23 protein-coding genes and 1 pseudogene are annotated in these 23,842 nt (G+C 71.9%); 5 read left to right on the forward strand and 19 right to left on the reverse strand.

The window, feature by feature from the left end; translation table 11 throughout:
* Nucleotides 1-127 precede the first annotated feature (127 nt).
* The 6 genes and pseudogenes from ACFYZR_RS26670 to ACFYZR_RS26695 form a co-directional block, all read right to left on the reverse strand.
* On the reverse strand, nucleotides 128-925 hold the full coding sequence (locus ACFYZR_RS26670; protein ID WP_391914546.1) for a type III pantothenate kinase: 798 nt from the start codon (nucleotides 923-925) through the stop codon (nucleotides 128-130).
* The gene (gene nadC, locus ACFYZR_RS26675) at nucleotides 925-2,052 is read right to left on the reverse strand and encodes a carboxylating nicotinate-nucleotide diphosphorylase (RefSeq protein WP_391914754.1); all 1,128 of its coding nucleotides are present in this window, start codon (nucleotides 2,050-2,052) and stop codon (nucleotides 925-927) included. Before nadC ends, ACFYZR_RS26670 begins: the two co-directional genes overlap by 1 nt.
* A pseudogene (locus ACFYZR_RS26680) lies at nucleotides 2,035-3,660 on the reverse strand (L-aspartate oxidase); the annotation flags it as partial. The pseudogene ACFYZR_RS26680 and the gene nadC, both read right to left, overlap by 18 nt.
* Nucleotides 3,657-4,523: a pantoate--beta-alanine ligase gene (gene panC / locus ACFYZR_RS26685; RefSeq protein ID WP_391914548.1), complete on the reverse strand. Its 867-nt coding sequence runs from the start codon at nucleotides 4,521-4,523 to the stop codon at nucleotides 3,657-3,659. The pseudogene ACFYZR_RS26680 and the gene panC, both read right to left, overlap by 4 nt.
* Nucleotides 4,520-5,440, reverse strand: coding sequence for a Rossmann-like and DUF2520 domain-containing protein (locus ACFYZR_RS26690; protein WP_391914550.1), 921 nt, complete (start codon nucleotides 5,438-5,440; stop codon nucleotides 4,520-4,522). Before ACFYZR_RS26690 ends, panC begins: the two co-directional genes overlap by 4 nt.
* A gap of 325 nt (nucleotides 5,441-5,765) precedes the next feature.
* On the reverse strand, nucleotides 5,766-6,116 hold the full coding sequence (locus ACFYZR_RS26695; RefSeq protein WP_391914552.1) for a hypothetical protein: 351 nt from the start codon (nucleotides 6,114-6,116) through the stop codon (nucleotides 5,766-5,768).
* 99 nt (nucleotides 6,117-6,215) lie between these two features.
* Here ACFYZR_RS26695 and ACFYZR_RS26700 point away from each other — a divergent pair, with 99 nt between their 5' ends.
* Nucleotides 6,216-7,334, forward strand: coding sequence for a DUF5937 family protein (locus tag ACFYZR_RS26700; protein WP_391914554.1), 1,119 nt, complete (start codon nucleotides 6,216-6,218; stop codon nucleotides 7,332-7,334).
* A gap of 109 nt (nucleotides 7,335-7,443) precedes the next feature.
* Here ACFYZR_RS26700 and ACFYZR_RS26705 read toward each other — a convergent pair whose 3' ends face one another.
* Nucleotides 7,444-8,121: a response regulator gene (locus ACFYZR_RS26705; RefSeq protein WP_391914556.1), complete on the reverse strand. Its 678-nt coding sequence runs from the start codon at nucleotides 8,119-8,121 to the stop codon at nucleotides 7,444-7,446.
* 82 nt (nucleotides 8,122-8,203) lie between these two features.
* On the reverse strand, nucleotides 8,204-9,400 hold the full coding sequence (locus ACFYZR_RS26710) for a sensor histidine kinase (RefSeq protein WP_391914558.1): 1,197 nt from the start codon (nucleotides 9,398-9,400) through the stop codon (nucleotides 8,204-8,206).
* Nucleotides 9,401-9,521: 121 nt separating this feature from the next.
* On the opposite strand from ACFYZR_RS26710, the gene ACFYZR_RS26715 reads away from it, so the two are divergent.
* Nucleotides 9,522-10,553, forward strand: a complete 1,032-nt coding sequence (locus ACFYZR_RS26715; protein ID WP_391914560.1) for an SAM-dependent methyltransferase — start codon at nucleotides 9,522-9,524, stop codon at nucleotides 10,551-10,553.
* 12 nt (nucleotides 10,554-10,565) lie between these two features.
* Nucleotides 10,566-11,708: an NADH-quinone oxidoreductase subunit D gene (locus tag ACFYZR_RS26720; protein ID WP_391914562.1), complete on the forward strand. Its 1,143-nt coding sequence runs from the start codon at nucleotides 10,566-10,568 to the stop codon at nucleotides 11,706-11,708.
* Between the two features lie 65 nt (nucleotides 11,709-11,773).
* On the opposite strand, the gene ACFYZR_RS26725 is transcribed toward ACFYZR_RS26720, so the two are convergent.
* The 4 genes from ACFYZR_RS26725 to ACFYZR_RS26740 form a co-directional block, all read right to left on the reverse strand.
* Nucleotides 11,774-12,757 carry a hypothetical protein gene (locus tag ACFYZR_RS26725; protein WP_391914564.1) on the reverse strand — a complete coding sequence of 328 codons (984 nt, stop codon included), beginning with the start codon at nucleotides 12,755-12,757 and terminating at the stop codon, nucleotides 11,774-11,776.
* Nucleotides 12,758-12,942: 185 nt separating this feature from the next.
* Entirely contained in the window at nucleotides 12,943-13,923 is a 981-nt protein-coding gene (locus ACFYZR_RS26730; protein ID WP_391914566.1) for an ABC transporter substrate-binding protein, read from the reverse strand.
* Between the two features lie 75 nt (nucleotides 13,924-13,998).
* Nucleotides 13,999-14,676, reverse strand: a complete 678-nt coding sequence (locus ACFYZR_RS26735; RefSeq protein WP_391914568.1) for an ABC transporter permease — start codon at nucleotides 14,674-14,676, stop codon at nucleotides 13,999-14,001.
* The gene (locus tag ACFYZR_RS26740; protein ID WP_391914570.1) at nucleotides 14,676-15,389 is read right to left on the reverse strand and encodes an ABC transporter permease; all 714 of its coding nucleotides are present in this window, start codon (nucleotides 15,387-15,389) and stop codon (nucleotides 14,676-14,678) included. The genes ACFYZR_RS26735 and ACFYZR_RS26740 overlap by 1 nt, the downstream gene beginning before the upstream one ends.
* Nucleotides 15,390-15,520: 131 nt before the next feature.
* On the opposite strand from ACFYZR_RS26740, the gene ACFYZR_RS26745 reads away from it, so the two are divergent.
* Complete coding sequence (locus ACFYZR_RS26745; RefSeq protein WP_391914572.1) at nucleotides 15,521-16,693, forward strand: ABC transporter ATP-binding protein; 1,173 nt, start codon at nucleotides 15,521-15,523, stop codon at nucleotides 16,691-16,693.
* Between the two features lie 79 nt (nucleotides 16,694-16,772).
* Here ACFYZR_RS26745 and ACFYZR_RS26750 read toward each other — a convergent pair whose 3' ends face one another.
* The 6 genes from ACFYZR_RS26750 to ACFYZR_RS26775 form a co-directional block, all read right to left on the reverse strand.
* Nucleotides 16,773-17,243: a DUF3180 domain-containing protein gene (locus tag ACFYZR_RS26750; RefSeq protein ID WP_391914756.1), complete on the reverse strand. Its 471-nt coding sequence runs from the start codon at nucleotides 17,241-17,243 to the stop codon at nucleotides 16,773-16,775.
* A gap of 50 nt (nucleotides 17,244-17,293) precedes the next feature.
* Nucleotides 17,294-17,887, reverse strand: a complete 594-nt coding sequence (gene folK / locus ACFYZR_RS26755) for a 2-amino-4-hydroxy-6-hydroxymethyldihydropteridine diphosphokinase (protein ID WP_391914574.1) — start codon at nucleotides 17,885-17,887, stop codon at nucleotides 17,294-17,296.
* Entirely contained in the window at nucleotides 17,884-18,243 is a 360-nt protein-coding gene (gene folB / locus ACFYZR_RS26760) for a dihydroneopterin aldolase (protein ID WP_126915341.1), read from the reverse strand. Before folB ends, folK begins: the two co-directional genes overlap by 4 nt.
* A gap of 250 nt (nucleotides 18,244-18,493) precedes the next feature.
* Entirely contained in the window at nucleotides 18,494-18,964 is a 471-nt protein-coding gene (locus ACFYZR_RS26765) for a nuclear transport factor 2 family protein (RefSeq protein WP_391914576.1), read from the reverse strand.
* Nucleotides 18,965-19,870, reverse strand: a complete 906-nt coding sequence (folP, locus tag ACFYZR_RS26770) for a dihydropteroate synthase (protein WP_391914578.1) — start codon at nucleotides 19,868-19,870, stop codon at nucleotides 18,965-18,967.
* Between the two features lie 95 nt (nucleotides 19,871-19,965).
* The gene (locus ACFYZR_RS26775) at nucleotides 19,966-21,816 is read right to left on the reverse strand and encodes a phosphatidylglycerol lysyltransferase domain-containing protein (RefSeq protein WP_391914580.1); all 1,851 of its coding nucleotides are present in this window, start codon (nucleotides 21,814-21,816) and stop codon (nucleotides 19,966-19,968) included.
* Between the two features lie 171 nt (nucleotides 21,817-21,987).
* Here ACFYZR_RS26775 and ACFYZR_RS26780 point away from each other — a divergent pair, with 171 nt between their 5' ends.
* A complete protein-coding gene (locus ACFYZR_RS26780; protein WP_391914582.1) occupies nucleotides 21,988-23,100 on the forward strand; it encodes an alpha/beta hydrolase in 1,113 nt (370 codons plus the stop codon).
* Nucleotides 23,101-23,210: 110 nt separating this feature from the next.
* Here ACFYZR_RS26780 and folE read toward each other — a convergent pair whose 3' ends face one another.
* Nucleotides 23,211-23,816, reverse strand: coding sequence for a GTP cyclohydrolase I FolE (gene folE, locus ACFYZR_RS26785; protein WP_311614908.1), 606 nt, complete (start codon nucleotides 23,814-23,816; stop codon nucleotides 23,211-23,213).
* Between the last annotated feature and the right edge of the window lie 26 nt (nucleotides 23,817-23,842).

The following is a 23,842-nucleotide window of genomic DNA, read 5'->3' on the forward strand; positions in this document are numbered from 1 at the left end:
CGTGTCCGCCCGCCCTTGGTTCCGGTCCGTCTGCCTCCTGTCAGACCGTCAAGGGCGGTGGTTTGGTTGCATGCGCCGGCCCCACGACCACCGGCCCCGCGACCGCCGTCGCCGCGTCGGCCCCGGATCAGCCCCGCATCATGTTGCGCTCGTAGACCAGCCGCAGACCGATGAGCGTCAGCCACGGCTCGTGCTCGTCGATGACGGACGCCTCGCCCAGGACCAGGGGGGCCAGGCCGCCCGTGGCGATGACGGTGACGTCGTCGGGGTCGTCGGCCAGCTCGCGGGCCATCCGGCTGACGACGCCGTCGACCTGGCCGGCGAAGCCGTAGAGGATGCCGGACTGCATGGCCTCGACGGTGTTCTTGCCGATGACGCTGCGCGGACGGGCGATCTCGATCTTGCGGAGCTGGGCGCCGCGGACGCCCAGGGCCTCCGTGGAGATCTCGATGCCGGGGGCGATCACACCGCCGACGTACTCGCCGCGCGCGCTCACCGCGTCGAACGTCGTCGCCGTGCCGAAGTCGACGACGACGCACGGGCCGCCGTAGAGCTCGACGGCGGCGACCGCGTTGATGATGCGGTCCGCGCCGACCTCCTTGGGCTGGTCCATGAGGATCGGCACGCCGGTCTTCACGCCCGGCTCGACCAGGATGGCGGGGACGTCGCCGTAGTAGCGGCGGGTCACCTCGCGCATCTCGTGGAGCACGGAGGGCACGGTCGAGCAGATGCAGATGCCGTCGATGCCGTCGCCCAGTTCGTCGCCGAGCAGCGGATGGCGGCCCATCAGGCCCTGGAGCAGCACCGCCAGTTCGTCCGCGGTGCGGCGCGGGTCGGTGGAGATGCGCCAGTGCTCGACGATGTCCTCGCCGTCGAACAGGCCGAGGACGGTCTGGGTGTTGCCGACATCGATGGTGAGCAGCATCAGGAGGCCTCCTCGTGGAGGTCCAGGCCGATGTCCAGGATCGGGGAGGAGTGGGTCAGCGAGCCGACGGCCAGGTAGTCGACGCCGGTCTCGGCGTAGGCGCGGGCGTTGGCCAGGGTCAGCCGGCCGGAGGACTCCAGCTTGGCGCGGCCCGCGACGAGCGCGACGGCCTCGCGGGTCTGCTCGACGGTGAAGTTGTCCAGCATGACGAGGTCCGCGCCCTCGGCGAGGACCGGCGGGATCTGGTCGAGCCGGTCCACCTCGACCTCGATGTCCACCTCGGGGAACTCCTGGCGCACGGCCCGGAACGCCTCGGCGACACCGCCGGCGGCGATCACGTGGTTGTCCTTCACCAGCGCGGCGTCGGACAGCGACATGCGGTGGTTGACGCCGCCGCCGCAGCGGACCGCGTACTTCTCCAGCGCGCGCAGACCCACGGTGGTCTTGCGGGTGTCGCGGACGGCGGCGCCGGTGCCCTCCAGGGCGTCGGCCCAGGCGCGGGTGGCGGTGGCGATGCCGGAGAGGTGGCAGAGGATGTTGAGCATGCTGCGCTCGGCGGTCAGCAGATCCTGGGTGCGGGTGCGGATCGTCAGCAGCTTCTGGCCCGCCTCCACCCGGTCGCCGTCCTCGACGTGCCGCTCGACCTCGAACTCGTCGGTGCAGGCCACGGAGAGGATGGCCTCGGCGACGCGCAGACCGGCGACCGTGCCGGCCTCGCGGGCGGTGAAGTCACCGGAGGCGACGGCGTCCTCGGGGACGGTCGCGAAGGTGGTGATGTCCTTGCCGCCGTCGAGGTCCTCCTCGATGGCGAGGTGCGCGAGGTCCTCGACCTGGAGCGGGTCCAGCCCGGCCGCGACCAGCAGCCGTACGAGCTCGGGGTCGAGCCCGCACTCGAAGGCGTCCGCGTCGTACTCCCCGCCGGAGCAGCCGCAGGCGTCACCGCAGCCGCCGGTCGCCTCCGGCTCGGCGGCTTCCCGGCCGGAGCGGCCGATCTGGTGCAGGGGGGCGTCGTCGGTGGTGCTCACGCTGTTCTCCTTGGGGGCGGAGGCGGATACGGGGGCTACGGGCGGGAAGGCGGCCGACTCGGTGGCGGAGACCGCGAGGGTACGGTCCGGGCGCAGCGTCACCAGGAGGTGCCGGCGGGAGCGGTCGTCGTCACGGTCAGGGAAGTCCTCGCGCCAGTGGCAGCCGCGGGTCTCCTCACGGCGGAGGGCGGCGGCGACCAGGACCTGGGCGACGAGGAGGAGATTGGTCGTCTCCCAGGCCTCGGTGCCGGGGACGGGCTGTTTGTCGGCGGCTTCCTCGCGGATGCGGGTCAGCTGCGCTGCGGCTTGTTCCAGGCTCCGCTTTGAGCGGAGGACGCCCGCGCCCGCCGTCATGGCGCGCTGGATCTCGGTGCGGGCTTCCAGGGGGATCAGAAGCGTTTCCGGCTCTCCCGCCGTTGTGGGGGGTTCTCCCACCCGCCCACCCGTTGCTCCGAAAGCCGGGCCGTCGTGGGTTATGTCCGCCGCTATGCGTTCCGCGAAGACCAGGCCCTCCAGGAGGGAGTTGGACGCGAGCCGGTTCGCGCCGTGCACTCCGGTGCAGGCGACCTCGCCGCACGCGTACAGGCCCGGCACGGTCGTCCGGCCGCGCAGGTCCGTCCGTACGCCGCCGGACGCGTAGTGCGCGGCGGGCGAGACGGGGACGAGGTCCGTGACCGGGTCGATGCCGTGGGCCCGGCAGGCCGCCAGGATCGTGGGGAAGCGGCGCTCCCACTTCTCCCGGCCGAAGTGGCGGGCGTCCAGGTACATGTGCTCGGCGCCCGTCTCGCGCATGCGCCGCATGATGCCCTTGGCGACGATGTCGCGCGGGGCGAGCTCGGCCAGCTCGTGCGCGCCGAGCATGAAGCGGTCGCCGTCGGCGTCCACCAGGTGGGCGCCCTCGCCGCGGACGGCCTCCGAGACCAGCGGCTGCTGCCCCTCGGCGTCGGGGCCGAGCCACAGCACGGTCGGGTGGAACTGGACGAACTCCAGGTCGGAGACCTCGGCTCCGGCGCGCAGGGCGAGGGCGACGCCGTCGCCGGTGGAGACGGCGGGGTTGGTGGTGGCGGAGAAGACCTGGCCCATGCCGCCGGTGGCCAGGACGACGGCCCGGGCGCGGACGGCGCCGACGCCGTCGTGCTGGCCCTCGCCCATGACGTGGAGGGAGACGCCCGCCGCGTGGCCCTCGGCGTCCTTGAGGAGGTCGAGGACGAGGGCGTGCTCGATGGTCTTGATGCCCGCCGCGCGCACGGCGTCGACGAGGGCGCGGGAGATCTCGGCGCCGGTGGCGTCGCCTCCGGCGTGGGCGATGCGGTCGCGGTGGTGGCCGCCCTCGCGGGTCAGCAGGATCTCGCCGGTGCCCGCGTCGGTGTCGAAACGGGCGCCGGTGGCGATGAGGCGGCGCACGGCGTCGGGGCCCTCGGTGACCAGGGTCCGTACGGCCTCCTCCGCGCAGAGGCCCGCGCCGGCGACGAGGGTGTCGTCGAGGTGCTGCTCCGGGGTGTCGCCGTCGCCGAGGGCGGCCGCTATGCCGCCCTGGGCCCAGCGGGTGGAGCCGTCGTCGAGGCGCGCCTTGCTGACGACGGTGACGCGTCCGCCGGCCGCCGCGCAGCGCAGCGCGACGGTCAGGCCGGCCACGCCGGAGCCGACGACCACGACGTCGGCGTCGACGGACCAGCCGGGGCGGGGGGCGTGGAGTCGTATGCCGGTCATCGCGCCGCTCCGACGGTGAGGGGGATGTTGTCGATCAGACGGGTGGTGCCCACCTTGGCGGCGACGGCGAGGATGGCCTCGCCGCTGTAGTCGTCGGGGACCTCGGTGAAGTCGGAGGGGTCGACGAGCGCCAGGTAGTCGAGGCGGAGCGGGGGCTCCATGCGGGCCGCGCCGTCCAGGACCGCCATGGCGGAGCGCCGGACGGGGGCCGCTCCCTCGCCGGCCGAGGCGCCGGCGGTGAGCAGGGCGCGGGAGAGCTCCAGCGCCGTGGCCCGGTCGGCGTCGGAGAGGTAGCGGTTGCGGCTGGAGAGGGCGAGGTGGTCGTCCTCGCGGACCGTGGGCACGCCCACGATCTCCACGGGGAAGTTGAGGTCGCGCACCATGCGGCGGATCAGGGCGAGCTGCTGGGCGTCCTTCTGCCCGAACAGCGCGACGTCCGGCAGGGTGAGGTGGAGGAGCTTGCCGACGACGGTGAGGACGCCGTCGAAGTGGCCGGGGCGGCTGGCGCCTTCGAGGCGCTCTCCCATGGGGCCGGCGGTGATCCGGACCTGGGGCTCGCCGCCGGGGTAGACCTCGTCGGCGGACGGGGCGAAGACGTAGTCGGCGCCGGCCTTCCCGGCGATCGCGAGGTCGGCGTCGAGGGTGCGCGGGTAGCGGTCGAGGTCCTCGCCGGCGCCGAACTGGAGCGGGTTGACGAAGACGGTGACGACGACCTGGCCCGCCGGGCCCACCAGCCGGCGCGCCTCGCGGACGAGGGTGGCGTGACCGTCGTGGAGGGCGCCCATGGTCATGACGACCGCGCGGCGGCCGCCGCGCGGGAGGGAGTGCAGCTCCGCTGCGGTACGGACGAGCTGGGTGGTCACTGATTGCCTCCGTCCGCGAGGACGCCGAGCAGGTCCTCCGCAAGTTCCGGCTTGAGCAGGCCGTGCGCGAGGGCGCGGTCCGCGGTGGTGCGGGCCATCGCCAGATATCCGGCGACGGCTCCGGGAGCGTGGGCGCGCAGCTCGGCGACGTGGGCCGCGACCGTGCCGGCGTCGCCGCGGGCGACCGGGCCGGTGAGGGCGGCGTCGCCGCTGCGCAGGGCGTTGTCCAGAGCGGCGCCCAGGAGCGGGCCGAGCATCCGGGCGGGGTGCTCGACCCCGGCGGTGCGCAGCAGGTCCATGCTCTGGGCGACGAGGGTGACGAGGTGGTTGGCGCCGATGGCGAGGGCCGCGTGGTAGAGCGGGCGGGCGCTCTCCTCGATCCACTCGGGCTCGCCGCCCATCTCGATGACCAGCGCCTCGGCGGCCAGCCGCAGCTCCTGGGGGGCGGTGACGCCGAAGGAGCAGCCGGCCAGGCGCTGGACGTCCACCGGGGTGCCGGTGAAGGTCATCGCGGGGTGGAGGGCCAGCGGCAGGGCGCCGACGCGGGTCGCCGGGTCGAGGACGGCGGTGCCGTGTCGGCCGGAGGTGTGCACGAGGAGCTGGCCGGGGCGGACGGCGCCGGTCTCGGCGAGCCCGGCGACCAGGCCCGGCAGGGCGTCGTCGGGCACGGTCAGCAGGACCAGCTCGGCGTGGGCGAGCACATCGGCGGGCGCCATGACCGGCACGTGCGGCAGCATGGCCGCGGCGCGGCGCAGCGAGGCGTCGGAGACGCCCGACACGGCGACGGGACGGTGCCCGGCGAGCTGGAGGGACGCCGCCAGGGCGGGGCCGACCCGGCCGGCGCCGACCACGCCGACGGTGAGCCTGGCGGGGCGGTCCTGGGGGCTCGTGTGCTCGGGGGAGAGGTGTGCGTTCACGCGGCAGGAGGCCTTCCGTTCCAGTCCGCGGGGGTACCGGACGATTCCTTTGTCATGCTACGCGAGGCACGCGGGGCGGTCCCGGGGCCGTCCCCAGGCCTGTGGACAACGCCGGGCATGTGAATAACTCGGCCGCACGTTCGAGTGATCGGCGGGAGGAAGGCCGCCGATCGCCGATGGCCGGGCCTAGCCTGAAGACCTCAGACAGAGGAGGCACGCCGTGACCGCACCGCACGCCATGACCGCACTGGATGAACGGCCGCACATCGATGAGCGGACCAGGAGCGCCGCACGGGAGAGCGACGCGTAGATCACCGCCGCTGCGTCAGCGCTCGCACGGGCTCCCGCAGCCGTTCGCGACGCGGTCGGGGCGCTCCTGGAGCGGCTGGAGCGGCTGGGCGGAGGTGCTTCGGGCGGCTGACGGGTGTACGGGCGCCGGGGTGGCGGCTGCGGGTCGTACGGGGCGGGCGGGGCGGAAGGCCGTCGTCCAACGGGTCCGCCGGCTCCATCGCGCCCGGCGGGCGGCGACGCGCTCGTCGACGACGGCTCGGAAGGCCCACCAGGTGCGGAGTTCCCGGGCGGCCTGGCGGTCGCCGGTGCCGGGTGCGGGCGGCGGGGCCTCGCCCAGCCGGGCGGTGCGGTACAGGTCGAGCAGGTATTGCTGGTTCGCGCTCATGTCCTCCACCGTGCGGCCCGGCCCACCCGTTCGGCGCGTGAATTGACGAGGACCGTCAATCGGCGGCCCGACCTGCGAAAAGGAAGGCACGATGACCGCATGAGCGTGACGATCGACATCGCGGGCCTGCCGCCCGAGCGGCTGGTCTTCCGGGCCTCGCCCCTGGCCGAGCTGTGCACCGCCCTCCACGCCCTGGCCGAGCCCGGACACCACCCCGGGCTGCACGGCTGGACCACCGCGACGAACGCGGCGCTCAAGCCGGACCTCGCCGACCGGCTGTGCGAGGCGGACTTCCTGTGGAGCTCGACCTTCTCCGACATCTCCCACGCCTTCGCCGCCCTCCCGGACACCCACGGCCAGCCCGGCGCCACCCTCGCCGAGGACCTGGACATGATGGACCGGCTGGACGACGAGCTGTTCGTCGACGCCGCCCTCGAGATCTCCTGCAGCAGCAAATACACCCTGCGCGGCCCGTCGCCGCTGGTGAACGCGGAGATCCGGGAGCAGGCCCTGGAGCGCGCCACCGCGCGCGGCCCCCGCCAGCTGGAGTTCGCCAAGCGGCTGCTCCAGGACCCTCCGGCGGTCCGGGCCTGGCTGCGGCGGCTGTTCGAGGACTGCGCGGACGCTTTCTTCAACGACGTCTGGCAGCGGGTGCGCGTCCAGCTCGCCAACGACGCCCGCCACAAGACGGAGATCCTGCGGCGCAAGGGCCTAGCCGAAGCCCTCGCCGAGGTCTCCCCCGCCGTGACGCTCTCCCCCGACGGCTCCCGGATCGTCGTCGACAAGCTCACCAGCGGCCATACGACCGCGGTCGACCCGGCCGTCGGCGCGGGCGTCACCTTCGTCCCGTCGTCCCTCGGCTGGCCCCATCTATGGGTACTGCACGCCCCCGGCTGGCGGCCGGTGATCCACTACCCGGTGGCCGCCCCCGAGCTGCCCGGGCCGCAGTCCCTCGACCTGCTCACCCTCCGCCTGGAGGCGCTGGCGCACCCGATGCGGATCAGGATGTGCCGCTATCTGGCGCGGGCCGCGTTCACCACGGGCGAGCTGGCGGCCGCCCACAATGTCAGCCCGCCGGAGGTGTCACGGCACATAGCGGTGCTGAAGAAGGCCGGACTGATCACGACACGGCGGCGCGGCCGCTATGTGCTCCACCAGCTGGACCTGACCGTGGTCGCCCGGCTGGGGAGCGACTTCCTGGAGGGCGTGCTGCGGTAACGCTCCGCTGGGGTCGCGGTCATTCGGCTGCGGGCCGTCCGTGGCTGGTCGCGCCCACGGGGCGGAGCCGCATATCGACACCGCCCCGCGCCCCCTTCGGGGCGCACCCTCAGTGCGCGGGTCCTCCACCCGCCCGGACCAGGCCCGTCTCGTACGCCATCACCACCACCTGCACCCGGTCCCGCAGACCCAGCTTGGTGAGGATGCGGCCCACATGCGTCTTCACCGTCGCCTCCGACAGCACCAGCCGCGCCGCGATCTCGCCGTTGGACAGGCCCTGCGCCACCAGCAGCATCACCTCGCGCTCCCGGTCGGTGAGCCGGCTCACCTCCGCGCTGGTGGGCTCGGGGCCCGCGCTCGGCAGCATCGGGGTGAAGCGGTCCAGCAGCCGACGGGTGGTGCTGGGCGCGACCACCGCGTCACCGCTGTGCACCGCCCGGATCGCGCCCAGCAGCTCCGCGGGCGGCACGTCCTTGAGCATGAAGCCGCTCGCGCCCGCCTTCAGCGCCGAGAAGGCGTACTCGTCGAGGTCGAAGGTGGTGAGGATCAGCACCTTCGGCGGGTTCGCCCGCAGACAGATCCGGCGGGTGGCCTCCACACCGTCCATGTGCGGCATACGGACGTCCATCAGGATGACGTCCACCTCGGTGCCCTCCAGCGCCTTCAGCGCCTCCACGCCGTCCCCGGCCTCGGCGACGACCTCCATGTCCGGCTGGGCCGCCAGCACCATGCGGAAACCGGTACGAAGCAGAACCTGGTCGTCTACGAGGAGGACACGGATCGACATGCGGGGTCCCTTTCTGAGGCGTACTACGAATCAAACCTGATGGCCTGATGGTTTCAGCGGCGGTTTCAGCGGCCTGGTGGTTTCAGCGGCCGGACCTGGCGGGGAGCAGCACACTGATCCGGAAGCCGCCGCCCGGCCGCGGCCCCGCGTCCAGGGTGCCGCCCACCATTCCGACGCGCTCGCGCATACCGATCAGACCGTGCCCCATGCCGTCGGCGCCACCGTCCTCGTACAGCTCGTGCTGCGCGCCCCGGCCGTCGTCCTCGACCAGCAGCCCCAGGCCGTCGTCGAAATACGTCAGCCGGACGCTCGCGCCGACGTCCGGGCCGCCGTGCTTCCGGGTGTTGGTCAGCGCTTCCTGGACGATCCGGTAGGCCGTCAGCTCCACACCGCTCGGCAGCGGCCGCGGCGCGCCCTCGACGGTGAACTCCACCGGCAGCCCCGCGCCCCGCACCTGCTCGACGAGCTCGCCGATCTGTTCCACGTCCGGCTGCGGCACATACGTCTCACCGCTCTCCCCGCCCTCCTCGGTACGCAGCACGCCCAGCAGGCGGCGCATCTCGGTGAGGGCCGTGCGGCCGGTGCTGGCGATCGTCTCCAGGGCCTGCTTGGCCTGCTCCGGCGAGGCGTCCAGGACATAGGCGGCGCCGTCGGCCTGCACCACCATCACCGACACGTTGTGCGCGACGACGTCGTGGAGTTCACGGGCGATGCGCGCCCGCTCGGCGGTCACCGCCAGCTTCGCCTGCTGCTCGCGGTCCTTCTCCAGGCGCGTGGCACGCTCCTCCAGCTGCGCCCAGTACGCGCGGCGGGTGCGCATCGAGTCGCCGAGGACCCAGGCGAGGATGAACGGGACGCTGACGAACACCGCCCCCAGCACGGCGTTGCCCAGCCCGCTGTGCGGCGTGGGCCAGCGGACGGCGGCGATCGGGGACGCAAGGACCCCGCCGATCAGCGCGAACCGCGACGCCCAGCGCGTATTGCCGGACGACACCGTGTAGATGATCACCAGCATCGCGAAGTCCGAGACGTCCGGCTGGACGTCCAGGACGACCTGGGCCACCCCCGTCGCGGCCGCCAGCAGCAGCATCTTCTCCGGACAGCGGCGGCGCAGCGCGACCACCGTGCTGAGCGCCAGGGCCGCGACGATCTTGAGCGCCGTCCCGCCCCGCGTGCTCCCCTCGGCGCTGGACAGCAGGCTGAGCCCCAGCAGCAGGAAGGCCCAGAAGGTGTCCACACCGGTGGGGTGTCTGCGGAGGAAGTCGTAGAGGCGCTGCACGTCACCCAGCGTAGGCACGCCGAGTCGCCGCACGGGTCAGCCCGGCGATCGATCCGGTCGGTTTCCGTCTACTCCCCAAGGTGGAGGGCGGCTGTCCGGTGAGCCCGCTTAACGTGTGCGTATGGGAAGCGGAGCGAACGTGTCGAGCGGTGCGAGGACCTGGCGGGAGGCGACCGAGACGGCCCTCTACGGCCCCGAGGGCTTCTACCGGCGCCCCGAGGGCCCCGCGGGCCACTTCCGTACGTCCGTCCATGCCTCCCCCCTGTACGCCGGGGCCGTCGTGGAGCTGCTGCGCCGCGTCGACACGGCCCTGGGGCACCCGGCGGAGCTGGCGTTCGTCGACGTCGGGGCGGGGCGCGGCGAGCTGGTGGCCGGGGTGCTCGCCCGGTGCCCCGCGGAGCTCGCCGGCCGGCTGCGCCCGTACGCCGTGGAGCTCGCCGGCCGCCCGGAGGACCTCGACCCCCGGGTGAGCTGGCGGGACACCCCGCCCGAGGGGATCACGGGGCTGCTCTTCGCCAACGAGTGGCTCGACAACGTCCCGGTGGACGTCGCCGAGACGGACGGCGAGGGCACCCCGCGCCAGGTGCTCGTCCGCGACGACGGCGAGGAGCTGCTCGGCGACCCGGTCTCCGGCGAGGACGCCGACTGGCTGAAGCGCTGGTGGCCCCTGGAGGGCGCGCCGCCCGGCTCCCGCGCCGAGATCGGCCACCCGCGCGACGCCGCCTGGCGGCGGGCCGTCGCCACGCTGCGGTCCGGGCTGGCGGTGGCCGTCGACTACGCGCACGGGCGCGCCTCCCGCCCGCCCTACGGGACCCTGGCCGGCTTCCGCGAGGGACGCGAGGTGCGGCCCGTGCCGGACGGCTCCTGCGACATCACCGCACACGTCGCGCTGGACTCGGCCGCGCTGCCGGGCGGCTCGGCCGTCAGCCAGCGCGAGGCGCTGCGGGCCCTGGGCGTCAGCGGCGCCCGTCCGCCGCTCTCGCTCGCCTCGACCGACCCGGCCGCCTATGTACGGGCCCTCGGCGCGGCCGGCGAGGCGGCGGAGCTGACCGCCCCGGCGGGCCTGGGCGGCTTCGGCTGGCTGCTCCAGCCGGTGGGGCTCCGGCCGGAGGCGCTGGGAATCGGCCCGTCCGGCGATTCCTCCGGCGTTTGAGAAACTAACCCCATGACGGAGACGACAGTCGGGATCGGCGGCGCGGCGGAGAGCACCGACATGGTGCTCAACATCGGGCCCCAGCACCCGTCCACCCACGGTGTGCTGCGACTGCGCCTCGTCCTGGACGGCGAGCGGGTCCAAAGCGCCGAGCCGGTGATCGGCTATATGCACCGGGGCGCGGAGAAGCTGTTCGAGGCGCGCGACTACCGCCAGATCATCATGCTCGCCAACCGGCACGACTGGCTGTCGGCGTTCTCCAACGAGCTGGGCGTCGTCATGGCCGTCGAGCGGATGCTCGGCATGGAGGTCCCCGAGCGGGCGGTGTGGACACGCACGCTGCTGGCCGAGCTGAACCGGGTGCTCAACCATCTGATGTTCCTCGGCTCGTATCCGCTGGAGCTCGGCGGCATCACCCCGGTCTTCCACGCGTTCCGCGAGCGCGAGGAGCTCCAGACGGTCATGGAGGAGGTCTCCGGCGGCCGGATGCACTACATGTTCAACCGCGTCGGCGGCCTGAAGGAGGACCTGCCCGCGGGCTGGCTCGGCCGGGCCCGGCACGCGATCGCCGAGGTGCGCTCGCGGATGGACGTGTACGACCGGCTGGTGCTCGGCAACGAGATCTTCCGGGGCCGGACGCGCGGTGTCGGCGTCCTCACGCCGGAGGCCGTCCACGCGTACGGGGTGAGCGGGCCGATCGCCCGCGCCTCCGGTGTCGACTTCGACCTGCGGCGCGACGAGCCGTACCTCGCGTACGGCGAGCTGGGCGACGTCCTGAAGGTCGTCACCCGCGAGGAGGGCGACTGCCTGGCGCGCTTCGAGTGCCTGCTGGAGCAGACCCACAACTCGCTGGAGCTGGCCGACGCCTGCCTGGACCGGCTGGAAGGGCTGCCGCCCGGCCCGATCAACCAGCGGCTGCCCAAGGTCCTCAAGGCCCCGGAGGGCGCGACCTACGCCTGGACCGAGAACCCGCTGGGCCTCAACGGCTACTACCTCGTCTCCAAGGGCGACAAGACGCCCTGGCGGCTGAAGCTCCGGTCGGCCTCGTTCAACAACATCCAGGCCCTGACCGAGCTCCTGCCGGGGACGCTGGTCGCGGACATGGTGGCGATCCTGGGCTCGCTGTTCTTCGTCGTGGGCGACATCGACAAGTAGCCGGCGTAAGTACGTACAACGGGAGAAGGCCCGGGGCAGAGCCCCGGGCCTTCTCCCGGATGCTGCTACGAGATCGCGCTGCGCAGCTCGACGACGTCGATCTGCTCGGTGTCGTCGTGCGCGGTGAGGTCTATGACCTTGCCGTCCGCGTCCTTCTCCACCCCGGCCGCGTCGGCGAGGGCCTCCTCGCCGACGACGTCCGCGAGATCCTGCTCCTCCACGGCCTTCTTCTTGCCGGCGGCGGCGCCCTTGCCGGTGCCGGTGCCGAAGAAGTCGAAGCCGCCCGGCTGGCGGCGGGCCGCCGGCACGACCGTCCCTGCGGGGCGGGGCGCGGGTGCCTTGGCCGGCGCGGGCGCCTTGGCAAGCGGGGTGGTCTTGGCCGCGGGGAGTCGCTTGGGGGCCTGGGGCGCCGGGGCGGCCTTCGCCGGCGCGGGCTGCTTGGCGGCCTGGGGCGCCTCGGGGGCCTTGGCGGGCGCAGCCGGCGCGGCCTTGGCGGGCGTCTCCGCGGGCTTCGCCGCGGCGGGGGCCTTCACGGGCTGAGCGACCTTTTCGGGTGCGGGCCGGTGGTCCGGTTGTGCCCACCCGTCCCGCCCTGCGGGACGATTGCCCACAACCTCCCGGCCCAGGGACTGGAGCGCGTTCGCCGCCTTGCGGTACGCCTCCGCGTTCAGCGCGGCCGGCTTGTCAGCCGTCGGCTTCACGTCCTTCTCCAGCAGGCGGCGGCCCTCCAGCGCGCTGGCCCGGCCGGTCTCGGCGGCGGCGTAGCGGCGCAGCAGGTCGGCGTGCTCGGTGCGGAGGCGGGCGAGTTCGGCGCGCTTGGCGCGGAGCTTGGACTCCAGGCCGGTGCGCAGCAGACGGGTCTCCTCGAGCTCCGTCTCGAGCTCGGCCACGCGTTCCTCGGTCTTCCACTCCTCCCGCGTACGGGCGGCGGTGAGCTGGGCGACGCTCCTGCCCGCGGCGCGGTCCCAGCGGCGCATCATCACCGAGCCGACCACCGTGGCCGCGGCGGCGGCGACGGCGAGGCCGCGAATGACAGCGGTTTCACCCACCGCCAACGCACCCGCGGCGCAGACGACGGATGTCGCGGCGACCGTCAGCGGGGGAAGAAGCCGGTGGAGGGGGGCGGAATGGCGATGGCGTCCTCGTGGCATGGCCTGAAACTTACCGTGCGTCGTGGCGAACGTGTGAGCCCACCGCCAAACTCTTCCCTTGATCTTACTTCTCTCCTACGCCGTCACTTCGTCAGAAGCTTCTTCTCCTTGAGGTACTGAGCGGCGACATCGGCGGGCTTGAGCCGCTCGGCGTCGACCTTCTTGTTGAGTTCGGTGAGATCGGCGGTGGTCAGCACCTTGTTCAGCTTGCCGAGCACATCCGCGATCTTCTGCGAACCCGCCTTCTTGGCATTCACGACGGGCAGGATGTTGTCCGCGTTCTGAAGCTTCTTGTCGTCCTCCAGCAGGACGAGTCCGAACTGCGCGAGCGTGGCGTCCGTGGTGGTGGTCAGCAGCAGTTGGTCCTTGCCGTCCTTGACCGCCTGCTTGGCCTGGGTGCTGCCGACCTCCAGCGGGTCGATCCCGGCGACGTCTATGCCGTAGGTCTTCTCCAGGCCCGGCCGGCAGAAGGGCCGCTGGGAGCATTCGTCGCCCGCCGCGATCCGTACCTTCTCCTTCGACTTCCCAAGGTCGGAAAGCGTCTTGAGCTGGTGTTTCTCCGCGAACTCGCCGGTAACCGCAAAGGCGTTCTGGTCGACCGCGGGCCCGGCTTCCAGCACCTTCAGACCGCGCGGCTCGGCGAGTTTACGGAGGGCCTTGACCGTGGCTTCCGGGTCGCCCGACGCGACCTGCGGGGCGTCCTTCCCGTTCTGCTTCTTGTTCAGGAATTCGGTGAGCGTCGCGGCATACTCCGGGACCACATCGATCTGCCCCTTCTCCAGCGCCGGCTCATACAGCTCCCGGGCGTCGACGGTCTGGATGGACGTCGAATATCCGGCGTCCTTGAGCAGCCCCGCGTATATCTCCGCGAGCACCTTCGACTCGGTGAAGGACGCCGAGCCGACGACCAGCGAATCCTTGCCCGATCCGGTGGAGCTCCCGCCCTCCTTGGACTTCTCCAGGCTGTCGCCGCCGCACGCGGCGAGACCCGCCGTGAGGGCCGCGACGCCGGCCACCGCCAGCAGGGCGCGAGTGGTCCGCGCTCGACGCGGTGTCCTGGTCATACGAAACTCCATCCAGTCAGGCTTGAGCGTTCGTCATGCGGGGTTCGTCATGCGGGGTTCGTCATGCGGGGTTCGTCATGCCGTGCGGACGCGGCCCCGCAGGGGGTCGAGCCGCCGCTGGAGCAGGACGAAGGCGCCCTCCACCAGCAGCGCCAGCGCCGCCACCAGCACCGCCCCGGCCACCACCTGCGCGGTGTCCGTCAGCCGGAAGCCGGCCGTGATGACCCGGCCGAGGCCGCCGCCCCCGGGGAGCGCGGCCAGCGTCGTGGTGGCCACGACCTGGACGGCGGCGGACCGCACCCCGGTCACGATCAGCGGAAAGGCCAGGGGCAGCTCGACCCGGGCCATCACCTGACCACCGGTCATGCCCATGCCCCGCGCGGCCTCGACCATGTCCCGGTCCACACCGCGCATCCCCACATAGGCGTTGGTCAGCACCGGGGGTATCGCGAAGAGGACCAGCGCGATGATGGTGGGCCAGGAACCGTGCGTACCCAGCGGGCTCAGCAGCAACAGCACCAGCACCGCGAACGTCGGCACCGCGCGGCCCACGTTGGAGAGGTTGACCGCGAGGGCGCCCCCCTTGCCCAGATGACCGAGCAGCACCGCGACGGGCAGTGCGATGGCACACGCGATCAGCAGGCACGCGGTGGTCAGGAAGAGATGCTCCCCCAGCCGGTGCCACACACCGTCCGTGCCGGACCAGTGCGCACCCGTCGTCAGCCAGTCCCACGTCCGCCCGATGACGTCCATCAGACCATCACCGCCTCCTCGGCCGCGCGGCGGTTCACCGCACGGCGGCCGGTCCGCGCCCAGGGCGTGAGCAGCCGCTGGGCGAACAACAGCAGGAGATCGGCGGCGACGGCCAGCGCGACGCACAGCACCGACGCGGTGAGCACCTGCGCCTTGAAGTAGCTGCGCATCCCCTCGTAGATCAGATTGCCCAGCCCGCCGTAGCCGATGATCGCGCCCACCGTGGTGAGCGAGACGGTCGAGACCGTGGCGATCCGCAGACCGGCCATCAGCGCGGGGACCGCCAGGGGCAGTTCCACCCCGAAGAGCAGACGTATCGGCCCGTATCCCATGCCGCGCGCGGCCTCGCGGGCCTCCTCCGGCACGGCGGCGAGGCCGGCCAGGATGTTCCGCACGAGGATCGTCAGCGAATAGAGCACCAGGCCCGTCACCACGACGGCCGCCGACAGGCCGAACACCGGCACCAGCAGCGAGAACATGGCCAGCGAGGGCACGGTGTAGAGAACCGTGGTCGCGCCGAGCACCGGGCCCCGGAACGCCCGCCAGCGGCGCGCGAGCAGCGCCAGCGGGAAGGCGACGAGCAGGCCGATCGCCACGGAGACCAGCGTGATGCCGACGTGCTGGAGCGTGGCGTCCGTCAGCTCCTGGCCGCGTGTCCGCACATATTCGCCGCAGAACCAGTCGTTGGCGATCAGGCAGTTCTGACCCGCCATCCGTGCCTCACCTCCCCCTCGGCTTTCACGGTCGGTTACTGGCGACCCTAACCCGGAGCACTGACATTCGCCTCCGACAGTGGTCCAACGGCAACATTGTTCGAAGGACAGTACGGCGACAATGGGGAACCATGATCCGCTTCGAGCACGTCACCAAGCGCTACGCCGATGGCACGACCGCCGTGGACGACCTCTCCTTCGAGGTCGCGGAGGGCGAGCTGGTCACCCTCGTCGGACCGTCGGGCTGCGGCAAGACCACCACGATGAAGATGGTCAACCGGCTGATCGAGCCCACGAGCGGACGCATCCGGGTCGACGGCGAGGACATCGCCGGCGTGGACCCCGTCGAGCTGCGGCGCCGGATCGGCTATGTGATCCAGCAGGTCGGCCTCTTCCCCCACAAGACGGTCCTGGAGAACACCGCGACCGTGCCCCATCTGCTGGGCTGGCAGCGCAAGCGGGCCCGCGACCGGGCGGCCGAGCTCCTCGACCTCGTCGGGCTCGACCCGTCCGTCTACGGCGACCGCTACCCCGACCAGCTCTCCGGCGGCCAGCGCCAGCGCGTCGGGGTCGCCCGGGCGCTCGCCGCCGACCCGCCCGTCCTCCTGATGGACGAACCCTTCGGCGCGGTCGACCCGGTCGTGCGGGAACGGCTGCAGAGCGAGTTCCTGCGGCTTCAGTCGCAGGTGCGCAAGACGGTGCTCTTCGTGACGCACGACATCGAGGAGGCGGTCCGGCTCGGCGACCGCATCGCGGTCTACGGCCATGGAAAAATCGAACAGTTTGACGCCCCGGCAGTGGTGCTGGGCGCGCCCGCCACGCCGTACGTCGCCGACTTCGTGGGCGCGGACCGGGGCCTGAAGCGGCTGTCGGTGACGCCGATCGAGGCCGGCGACCTGGAGCAGCCGCCGGTGGTCCACCTCGACGACCGGCTGACCGACGCGCGGGCGCGGCTCGCGGCGGACGACGCGCGCTGGGCCGTCGTCCTGGACGACGCGGACCGGCTGCACGGCTGGGTCTCCGCCGACGCGATCGCCTCCGGCGAGGGGACGACACGGGTGCGGGAACGGGCGCGGCGCATGGACGCGTGGCTGCCGCTGGGGGCTTCGCTGAAGCAGGCGTTCAGCACGATGCTGCAGCATGACGCGGGGTGGATCGCCGTTCTGGACGGCGATGACGCGGACCACTTCCTGGGGGTCCTCACCCCTGCGCGGCTGCATGCCGCCTTGCGGCGGAGCATCGAGGCGGACGCGCGGGGGGCCTCGCGGAGCGAGGCCTTCGTCGAGACGGTTCCGGGGGCGTAGGAGCGTTTTCGGGTGCGGGCCGGTGGGCGGTTTGTGCCCACCCGTTCCGCCCTGCGGAACGCCTGCCCACAAACCGGCGTCAGCTGCTCTCTTCCTCGTCCTCCGGGAGTTTGCAGACGCGCTCCATGAAGAAGGCGGCAGCCATCACGCAGGCGCCCGCCAGGACGGACGCGCCCGCGTAGATCGCCTGGTCGCGGCGGGCGGGGACGTCGAGGCCGTCCATCAGGAGGAAGGCGCCCACTCCGCCGTACATGCCCGCGACCAGGGCCGCGACCAGGGCGCTGGCCTGGCCGAAGACCAGCGCCCGCGCGGCCAGCAGGGGGTCGACGCCCTTCGCGCCCGCCCGGCGCTCGCGCTGGGCGCGCAACCGGCCGCGCAGGGACAGGGCCGTGGCGAAGAGGACCACAGCGATGACGCCCAGCACGATGGGCGCCGCCACCGGCACGCTGGGCAGCGTGCCGAAGGAGTCCCACAGGCGGGCGGCGGCCCATGAGAGGACCCCGGCCACGGCGAAGAGGCCGGCCAGCACCCCGATCCGAAGTTGCTTCACCGAGCTGTCGCCCCTCTTCGTCATGCGGAAAAACTCTGTAGGCCCAACGGCTACTCGGGCAGCCGCAGTTCCAGGTCGGCACGCGGCGCCACGCCCTCACGGCCGATACCGGCCAGCAGCTCGCCCACCGCGCCACGGCCCGGTACCACGGCCTCGGGGTCCACGTCGTACCACGGGGCGAGCACGAAGGCACGCTCGTGGGCGCGCGGATGCGGCAGTGTCAGCACCGGGTCGTCGGAGACGACGTCCTGGTACGTGACGATGTCGACATCGAGCGTACGGGGGCCCCAGCGCTCGTCCCGCACGCGCTCGAAGGCCTCCTCGATCGCGTGGCCGCGCTCCAGCAGGGAGTCCGGCGGGAGGGTGGTCTTCACCAGCACCACCGCGTTGAAATACGTCGGCTGGGTGCCCGGCTCGACGCCCCAGGGCTCCGTCTCGTAGACCGGGGAGACGGCTTTGACGCGCAGACCGGGGGTGTCCTCCAGCGCGTCGATCGCGCCCTGGAGGGTCTCCAGGCGGTTGCCCAGATTGCTGCCGATGGAGATCACGGCGCGCTTGGGATTGCTCAGGGTCACATCGGCCGCGTCCACACGCTCCACCACGGAGGCGGGCACCGGCTGCACGGTCGGGTCGCTGCTGCTCATACTCGGCTCCGGGTGATAGTGATCGTCACGTCGTCGAAAGGAACGGTGATGGGGGCGTCCGGCTTGTGCACGACGACCTCGACCTCCCGCACCGCCTCGTGCTTGAGGCACTGCTGGGCGATCCGCTCGGCGAGGGTCTCGATGAGGTCGACCGGCTCGCCCTGGACGACGTCCACGACCTCCTCGGCCACGATGCCGTAGTGCACGGTCTTCGCGAGGTCGTCGTCGGCCGCGGCGGGCCGGGTGTCCAGGCTCAGCACCAGGTCCACGATGAAGGTCTGGCCCTCTTCGCGTTCCTTGGGGAACACCCCGTGGTGGCCGCGAGCCTTCAAGCCGCGCAGCGCGACACGATCCACACGAATCACTCCTGCTGGTTGTCGGTAAGGGCCCGCCTTCGACCAGGTAGCCCACCTTCGAATCTACCTGCGGACACCGACAGCGCCCGACCTCGGGTGCCGGGCGGTTCGCGCCGCGCTTACCCGAAGATCCGTGTGCTCAACCCCTACCCGGGTGCCGGGCAGCTCGAACGAGTGGCCACTTTTCCTCACACTGACGTGTGGCGCCGTGACGGCCGTCACGTACCCGAAGAGTCACGCGCCCGAAGCGTCACGCACCCGGCTCGGACGAGTCGTCCTCCTCCTCGTCCTCCCGCCCCGCGAGCACGGGCGAGCCGTGGTGGGACCACACCTTCCACCCGTCGCCCACCCGCCGGAAGACGTTGGTGGCCACGACGAGCTGGCCGACCAGCGGGCCGAGCTCTCCCTCGGTCTCCGAGGGGGCGCCGCTGAGGATGTTCTCCGTGCAGGTCACCAGGGCCGTGTCGCCGACGACCGCGATCTCCACATCGGTGAGGAAGAACTGGATGTAGTCCGTGCTCGCCATGATCAGGGCGTAGGAGCGCAGCACCTCGCTGCGGCCGCGGAGCACGGGCCAGCCGGGGTGGACGCAGGAGACCTCGGTACCGGAGTCGTCCAGCCAGAGCCGGTCCATGGCGGCCGTGTCGCCGCGCTCCATCGCCTCGTAGAGGGCGGTGTTCGCCAGCTCGACCTGCTCGGCGTCCGTACGGGCGGTGCTCACTCAAGCCCCCTCGGCGGCGCGGCGGACGGCGTCGGAAGAGATCCCCGCCCGTTCCACCGCCCGGATCACCCGGACGGCGTCGGCGCTGGCCCGTACCTCGTGGACCCGGACCGCCCAGGCGCCCTCGCGCGCGGCGAGCGCCGAGACGGCGGCCGTGGCGGCGTCCCGCTCGCGGGCCGGCGGCGGATCGCCGTCGGGGCCGGCCAGCACCCGGCCCAGGAAGCGCTTGCGGGAGGCGGCCACCAGCATCGGCAGCTCCAGCTCCCGGCGGAACCGGTCGAGCCCGGCGACCAGGGCGAGATCGTGCTCGGCGTGCTTGGCGAAGCCCAGGCCGGGGTCCACGACGATCCGGTTCGGCTCGATGCCGCCGTCGACCACCGCGTCCAGCCGCTGCCGCAGCTCGTCGACGACATCGCCGATCACATCGGGCCCGTAGACCGCGCGGCTGTTCATATCGGCGCTGAAGCCGCGCCAGTGCATCACCACGAACGGCACCCCGGCGGCGGCCACCACCGGCACCATCGCGGGGTCGGCGAGACCGCCGCTCACATCGTTGACCAGCACCGCGCCCGCCTCCACGGCGGCCTCGGCGACGGCGGCCCGCATGGTGTCCACCGAGACGACGACGCCCTCGCCCGCCAGCTCGCGGACCACCGGGACCACCCGGCGGAGCTCCTCCTCCTCGTCGATCCGCACCGCGCCCGGACGGGTGGACTCGCCGCCCACGTCGACCAGGTCGGCGCCGGCGGCGGTGAGCTCCAGGCCCCGCTTGACCGCCAGCGCGGTGTCGAACCAGTGACCGCCGTCGGAGAACGAGTCGGGGGTGACGTTCACCACGCCCATCACCGCACAGCGGTCCCACTCGGGCAGTCCGACCGGCCCGATACGGCCGCGCAACGTACTCATGGAACCAGCCTAGGGCGTGCGACAAGGCCGGTGAACGACGCGACCCCTCCCCGGCGGGAAGCCGGGGAGGGGTCGCGGGGCGCTGTCGGACCGTGTCACGCGGCGCGCGTGACCTCGCTCTGCTCGGGAGCCTCCTGCTCCGAGAGGAACTCCTCGGCCGGGGCCGGGCGGCGGCGCAGCAGGCGCGGCAGCTCCAGGAAGCCCTCCGCCTGCATCATCGCGAAGCCGATGCGGGGCAGGTCGCGGCTGTTCGGGAAGACGATGAAGCGGGGCTCCCAGCGGGGCCGGAACTTCTCGTTGAACTTGTACAGCGACTCGATCTGGAACCAGCGCGAGAGGAAGATCAGCACCGCGCGCTGGATCCGGACGACCGGGCCCGCGCCCAGCTTGCCGCCACGCTCCAGGGCGGAGCGGAAGAACGCGAAGTTCAGCGACAGGCGCTTGATCTTGAGCTCGGGGGCGGCCTGGAGGAAGGCCACGATCAGCAGCTCGTTCATGCCCGGGTCGGCGCTGCGGTCGCGGCGCATCAGCTCCAGCGAGCTGCCGTCCTTGCCCCACGGCACGTAGTGCTGCATGGCGCGCAGGTCGCCGAAGGGGAGGTCCTCGCCCTCCTCCGGGTCCTTGTGGGCGGTCGCGATGATCGCGTCCAGGTCCTTGGGGTCGCCGATGCGGCCCAGGGCCATGGAGAAGCCGCGCTCGTCCTCGGTGTCGCGCCAGGCGTTGGCGGCGCGCTGGACGGCGTCCAGCTCCTCGGGGGTCAGGTCGCCGACGCGGCGGGTCTTGGTGCTGTAGCCGTTGCGCTCGATGCGCTTGACCATCTGGCGGACGTTGCGCATGGAGCGGCCGGACAGGCTGAAGTCGGCGACGTCGACGATGGCCTCGTCGCCCATCTCCAGGGCGTCCAGACCGGTCTCACGGGTCCACACCTCACCACCGGTCTCGCTGCAGCCGGCGACGGCGGGGGTCCAGGAGTGGCGCTTGGCCAGCTCCATGAACTTCTCGATGGCGCCCGGCCAGGCCTCGACGTCACCGATGGGGTCGCCGCTGGCGAGCATCACACCGGAGACGACGCGGTACGAGACGGCGGCCTTGCCCGACGGGGAGAAGACGACGCTCTTGTCGCGGCGCAGGGCGAAGTGGCCGAGCGAGTCGCGCTCACCGTGCTTGGCGAGCAGCTCGCGCAGCCTGTCCTCGTCCTCCTCGGTGAGGAGGGGGGCCGGGTAGGCCGGGCGGAAGGCCAGGAAAGCGGTGGTGGCGACGGTCAGCAGACCGAGGGCGCCCAGCGAGTAGCCGACGGTGTAGTCGACGTGATCGGTGTAGCGGATCGAGCCCTCGAAGCCGAAGAGGCCCCAGAGGACGTGCTCGATCTGCTCCAGCACCGGCGGGTCGCCGATCATCTGGTTGGCGTGGGAGCCGACGATCACCCAGCCGAGGGCGAAGCTGACGCCGCCCATGAGGATCAGGTTGGCCAGCGCCTTCCAGCGGCTGCGGGAGTCCGGCAGCGCGGCGAAGGACTTCTTGTGCCGGAGCAGATAGACGAAGAGCAGCAGGGAGAGGACCGTACCCGGGATCGAGTGGCGGTAGACCAGCTGCGCGGCGGCACCGATGGGCAGCAGGACCACGGCGGCCAGCCAGGCCTGCTGTTTGGCGCGCTTGAGACCGTGGGCGATCATCAGCAGCAGGATGCCGACGATGATCGAGCCGGCGGCCGCCAGCTGGGTCACGGAGCCGGGCAGCACCTCGGAGAGGGCGTGCACCCTGCTCCACCGGAACCGGGGGATGACCCCGGCCGCGATGTCAGCGAGACCGATGAGGGCCCCGATCGTGCCCACGACGGCAGGCACGTTCTCGGGCTTGGGCCCTTTCACGAAACGCGCAAGCCCCGCGAGCCTCTTCGACCCCGAAGGAACCTCGTCGGACTTTTTGCCATCTACCCTGACAGACATCTCTTCCCGTCGTCCTGTCGAGTGGGCCTGCGCCATTCAGCGGCAGCACCCGGACAATGTGCGCCCTGTAGGACGACGGTTTCGGGGTTGAGGTTCCGTGGGGGGCCGAGCCCGGGAAGAAGTAACCATTCCGCGACCCGGCGCGCCGGGGCGCTCGGCAGAAAGCACCTCATGGGTCTCACCAGCATGGCAGTACTGATCATTGCCATCGTGGCTGCGGTCGTGCTGTTCGCATTGACCATTTGGCTCTGGCCCCGCCTGGGCAAGAAGGGCATCGGCTCCGTTCTGGCCCGCGTGGGCATGATGATCGCCACACAGCTGTCGCTGTTCGCGGCGATCGGCCTCTGGGCCAACCAGTCCTTCGGCTTCTACGGCTCCTGGGCCGACCTCTTCGGCCAGGTCAAGAACGAGGGCGTGGTCGTCGACCACAGCGCCGGGGCCAAGCGGGTGCAGGTGGTCAGCGCCCAGCAGGTCAAGGTGCCGCGCGGCAATGTGCCCCGGGTCGGCGGCAAGATCGAGAAGATCAACATCGTGGGCGTGGAGTCCAAGATCTCCAGCCCGGCGTACGTCTACCTGCCCCCGGAGTACTTCCAGCCGCAGTACGCCAACAAGACCTTTCCCGCCTCCGTCGCGCTGACCGGCTACCCGGGCACCGCCGAGGCGCTGATCCAGGGTCTGGACTACCCGGTGCGGGCGCACAAGCTGGCCAAGGACAAGAAGATGCAGCCCACCATCCTGGTGATGATGCGTCCCACCGTCGCCCCGCCCCGTGACACCGAGTGCATGGACATACCCGGCGGCCCGCAGACCGAGACGTTCTTCGCCAAGGATCTGCGCAAGGCCATATCGGAGCACTACCGCGTCGGCGACAAGGCCAAGAACTGGGGCATGATCGGCGACTCCACCGGCGGCTACTGCGCGCTGAAGATCGCGATGCGCCACCCCGACGCGTACAGCGCGGCCGCCTCGCTCTCCGGCTACTACAAGGCCCCGCAGGACCCGACGACCGGCTCCCTCTTCGGCGGCAGCAAGCAGCTGGAGAACGAGAACGATCTGCTGTGGCGTCTGAAGCACAAGGACCTGCCGCCCGTCTCGCTGCTGGTGACCACCAGCAAGAAGGGCGAGCACAACTACAAGGACACGATGAAGTTCATCGACATGGCGGCGAAGTCGCCCACGCGGGTCTCGTCGATCGTCCTGGACAGCGGTGGCCACAACTTCAACACGTGGCGGCGTGAGCTGAACCCGACGCTCAAGTGGATGGGCAGCCGGCTCAGCGCCTAACGGCATTTCCGGGTGCGTCGTCGACTGCGGGTCGTTCGTAGCTGATCGCGCAGTTCCCCGCGCCCCTGATGGGGCCCGTCCGTAGGCGGGCCCCTTTCTCGTATCCGGGGCTAGCGCGCCATGATCAGGCTCATCGCCTCGGCGCGCGTCGCGGGGTCGCGGAGCTGGCCGCGGACCGCCGAGGTCAGCGTCTTGGCGCCGGGCTTGCGGATGCCCCGCATGGACATGCACATGTGCTCGCACTCGATGACCACGACGACACCGCGCGGCTCCAGGATCTCCATCAGGGAGTCCGCGATCTGCGTGGTCAGGCGCTCCTGCACCTGCGGGCGGCGGGCGTAGACGTCCACCAGCCGGGCCAGCTTCGACAGCCCCGTGATCTTGCCGCTGGTCGAGGGGATGTAGCCGACGTGCGCCACACCGTGGAACGGGACGAGGTGGTGCTCGCAGGTGCTGTACACCTCGATGTCCCGGACCAGCACCATCTCGTCGTGCCCGAGGTCGAAGGTGGTGGTCAGCACGTCCTGCGGCTCCTGCCACAGGCCGGCGAATATCTCCTTGTACGCCCGGGCCACCCGGGCCGGGGTCTCCCGCAGGCCTTCGCGATCGGGGTCCTCACCGACCGCGATCAGCAGCTCGCGGACGGCGTTCTCGGCCCGCTTCTCGTCGAATTCGCCGATGGAGCCCTCGGCGTCCAGCGTCACCGGGTCGGTCATGGGCTTGCCTCGTTCTCTCGTACGTC

Source organism: Streptomyces sp. NPDC001678, from assembly GCF_042892945.1.
GTDB lineage: Bacteria > Actinomycetota > Actinomycetes > Streptomycetales > Streptomycetaceae > Streptomyces.

Excerpts from the sequence above, each read along its gene's own strand:
- ACFYZR_RS26720 (WP_391914562.1), top strand. The coding sequence starts at position 10,566 with ATGACGGAGACGACAGTCGGGATCGGCGGCGCGGCGGAGAGCACCGAC.
- ACFYZR_RS26775 (WP_391914580.1), bottom strand. The coding sequence starts at position 21,816 with ATGTCTGTCAGGGTAGATGGCAAAAAGTCCGACGAGGTTCCTTCGGGG.
- ACFYZR_RS26695 (WP_391914552.1), bottom strand. The coding sequence starts at position 6,116 with ATGAGCGCGAACCAGCAATACCTGCTCGACCTGTACCGCACCGCCCGG.
- ACFYZR_RS26740 (WP_391914570.1), bottom strand. The coding sequence starts at position 15,389 with ATGGCGGGTCAGAACTGCCTGATCGCCAACGACTGGTTCTGCGGCGAA.
- ACFYZR_RS26745 (WP_391914572.1), top strand. The coding sequence starts at position 15,521 with ATGATCCGCTTCGAGCACGTCACCAAGCGCTACGCCGATGGCACGACC.
- folE (WP_311614908.1), bottom strand. The coding sequence starts at position 23,816 with ATGACCGACCCGGTGACGCTGGACGCCGAGGGCTCCATCGGCGAATTC.
- ACFYZR_RS26730 (WP_391914566.1), bottom strand. The coding sequence starts at position 13,923 with ATGACCAGGACACCGCGTCGAGCGCGGACCACTCGCGCCCTGCTGGCG.
- ACFYZR_RS26670 (WP_391914546.1), bottom strand. The coding sequence starts at position 925 with ATGCTGCTCACCATCGATGTCGGCAACACCCAGACCGTCCTCGGCCTG.
- ACFYZR_RS26735 (WP_391914568.1), bottom strand. The coding sequence starts at position 14,676 with ATGGACGTCATCGGGCGGACGTGGGACTGGCTGACGACGGGTGCGCAC.
- ACFYZR_RS26715 (WP_391914560.1), top strand. The coding sequence starts at position 9,522 with ATGGGAAGCGGAGCGAACGTGTCGAGCGGTGCGAGGACCTGGCGGGAG.
- ACFYZR_RS26780 (WP_391914582.1), top strand. The coding sequence starts at position 21,988 with ATGGGTCTCACCAGCATGGCAGTACTGATCATTGCCATCGTGGCTGCG.
- ACFYZR_RS26700 (WP_391914554.1), top strand. The coding sequence starts at position 6,216 with ATGAGCGTGACGATCGACATCGCGGGCCTGCCGCCCGAGCGGCTGGTC.
- folP (WP_391914578.1), bottom strand. The coding sequence starts at position 19,870 with ATGAGTACGTTGCGCGGCCGTATCGGGCCGGTCGGACTGCCCGAGTGG.
- folK (WP_391914574.1), bottom strand. The coding sequence starts at position 17,887 with ATGAGCAGCAGCGACCCGACCGTGCAGCCGGTGCCCGCCTCCGTGGTG.
- ACFYZR_RS26705 (WP_391914556.1), bottom strand. The coding sequence starts at position 8,121 with ATGTCGATCCGTGTCCTCCTCGTAGACGACCAGGTTCTGCTTCGTACC.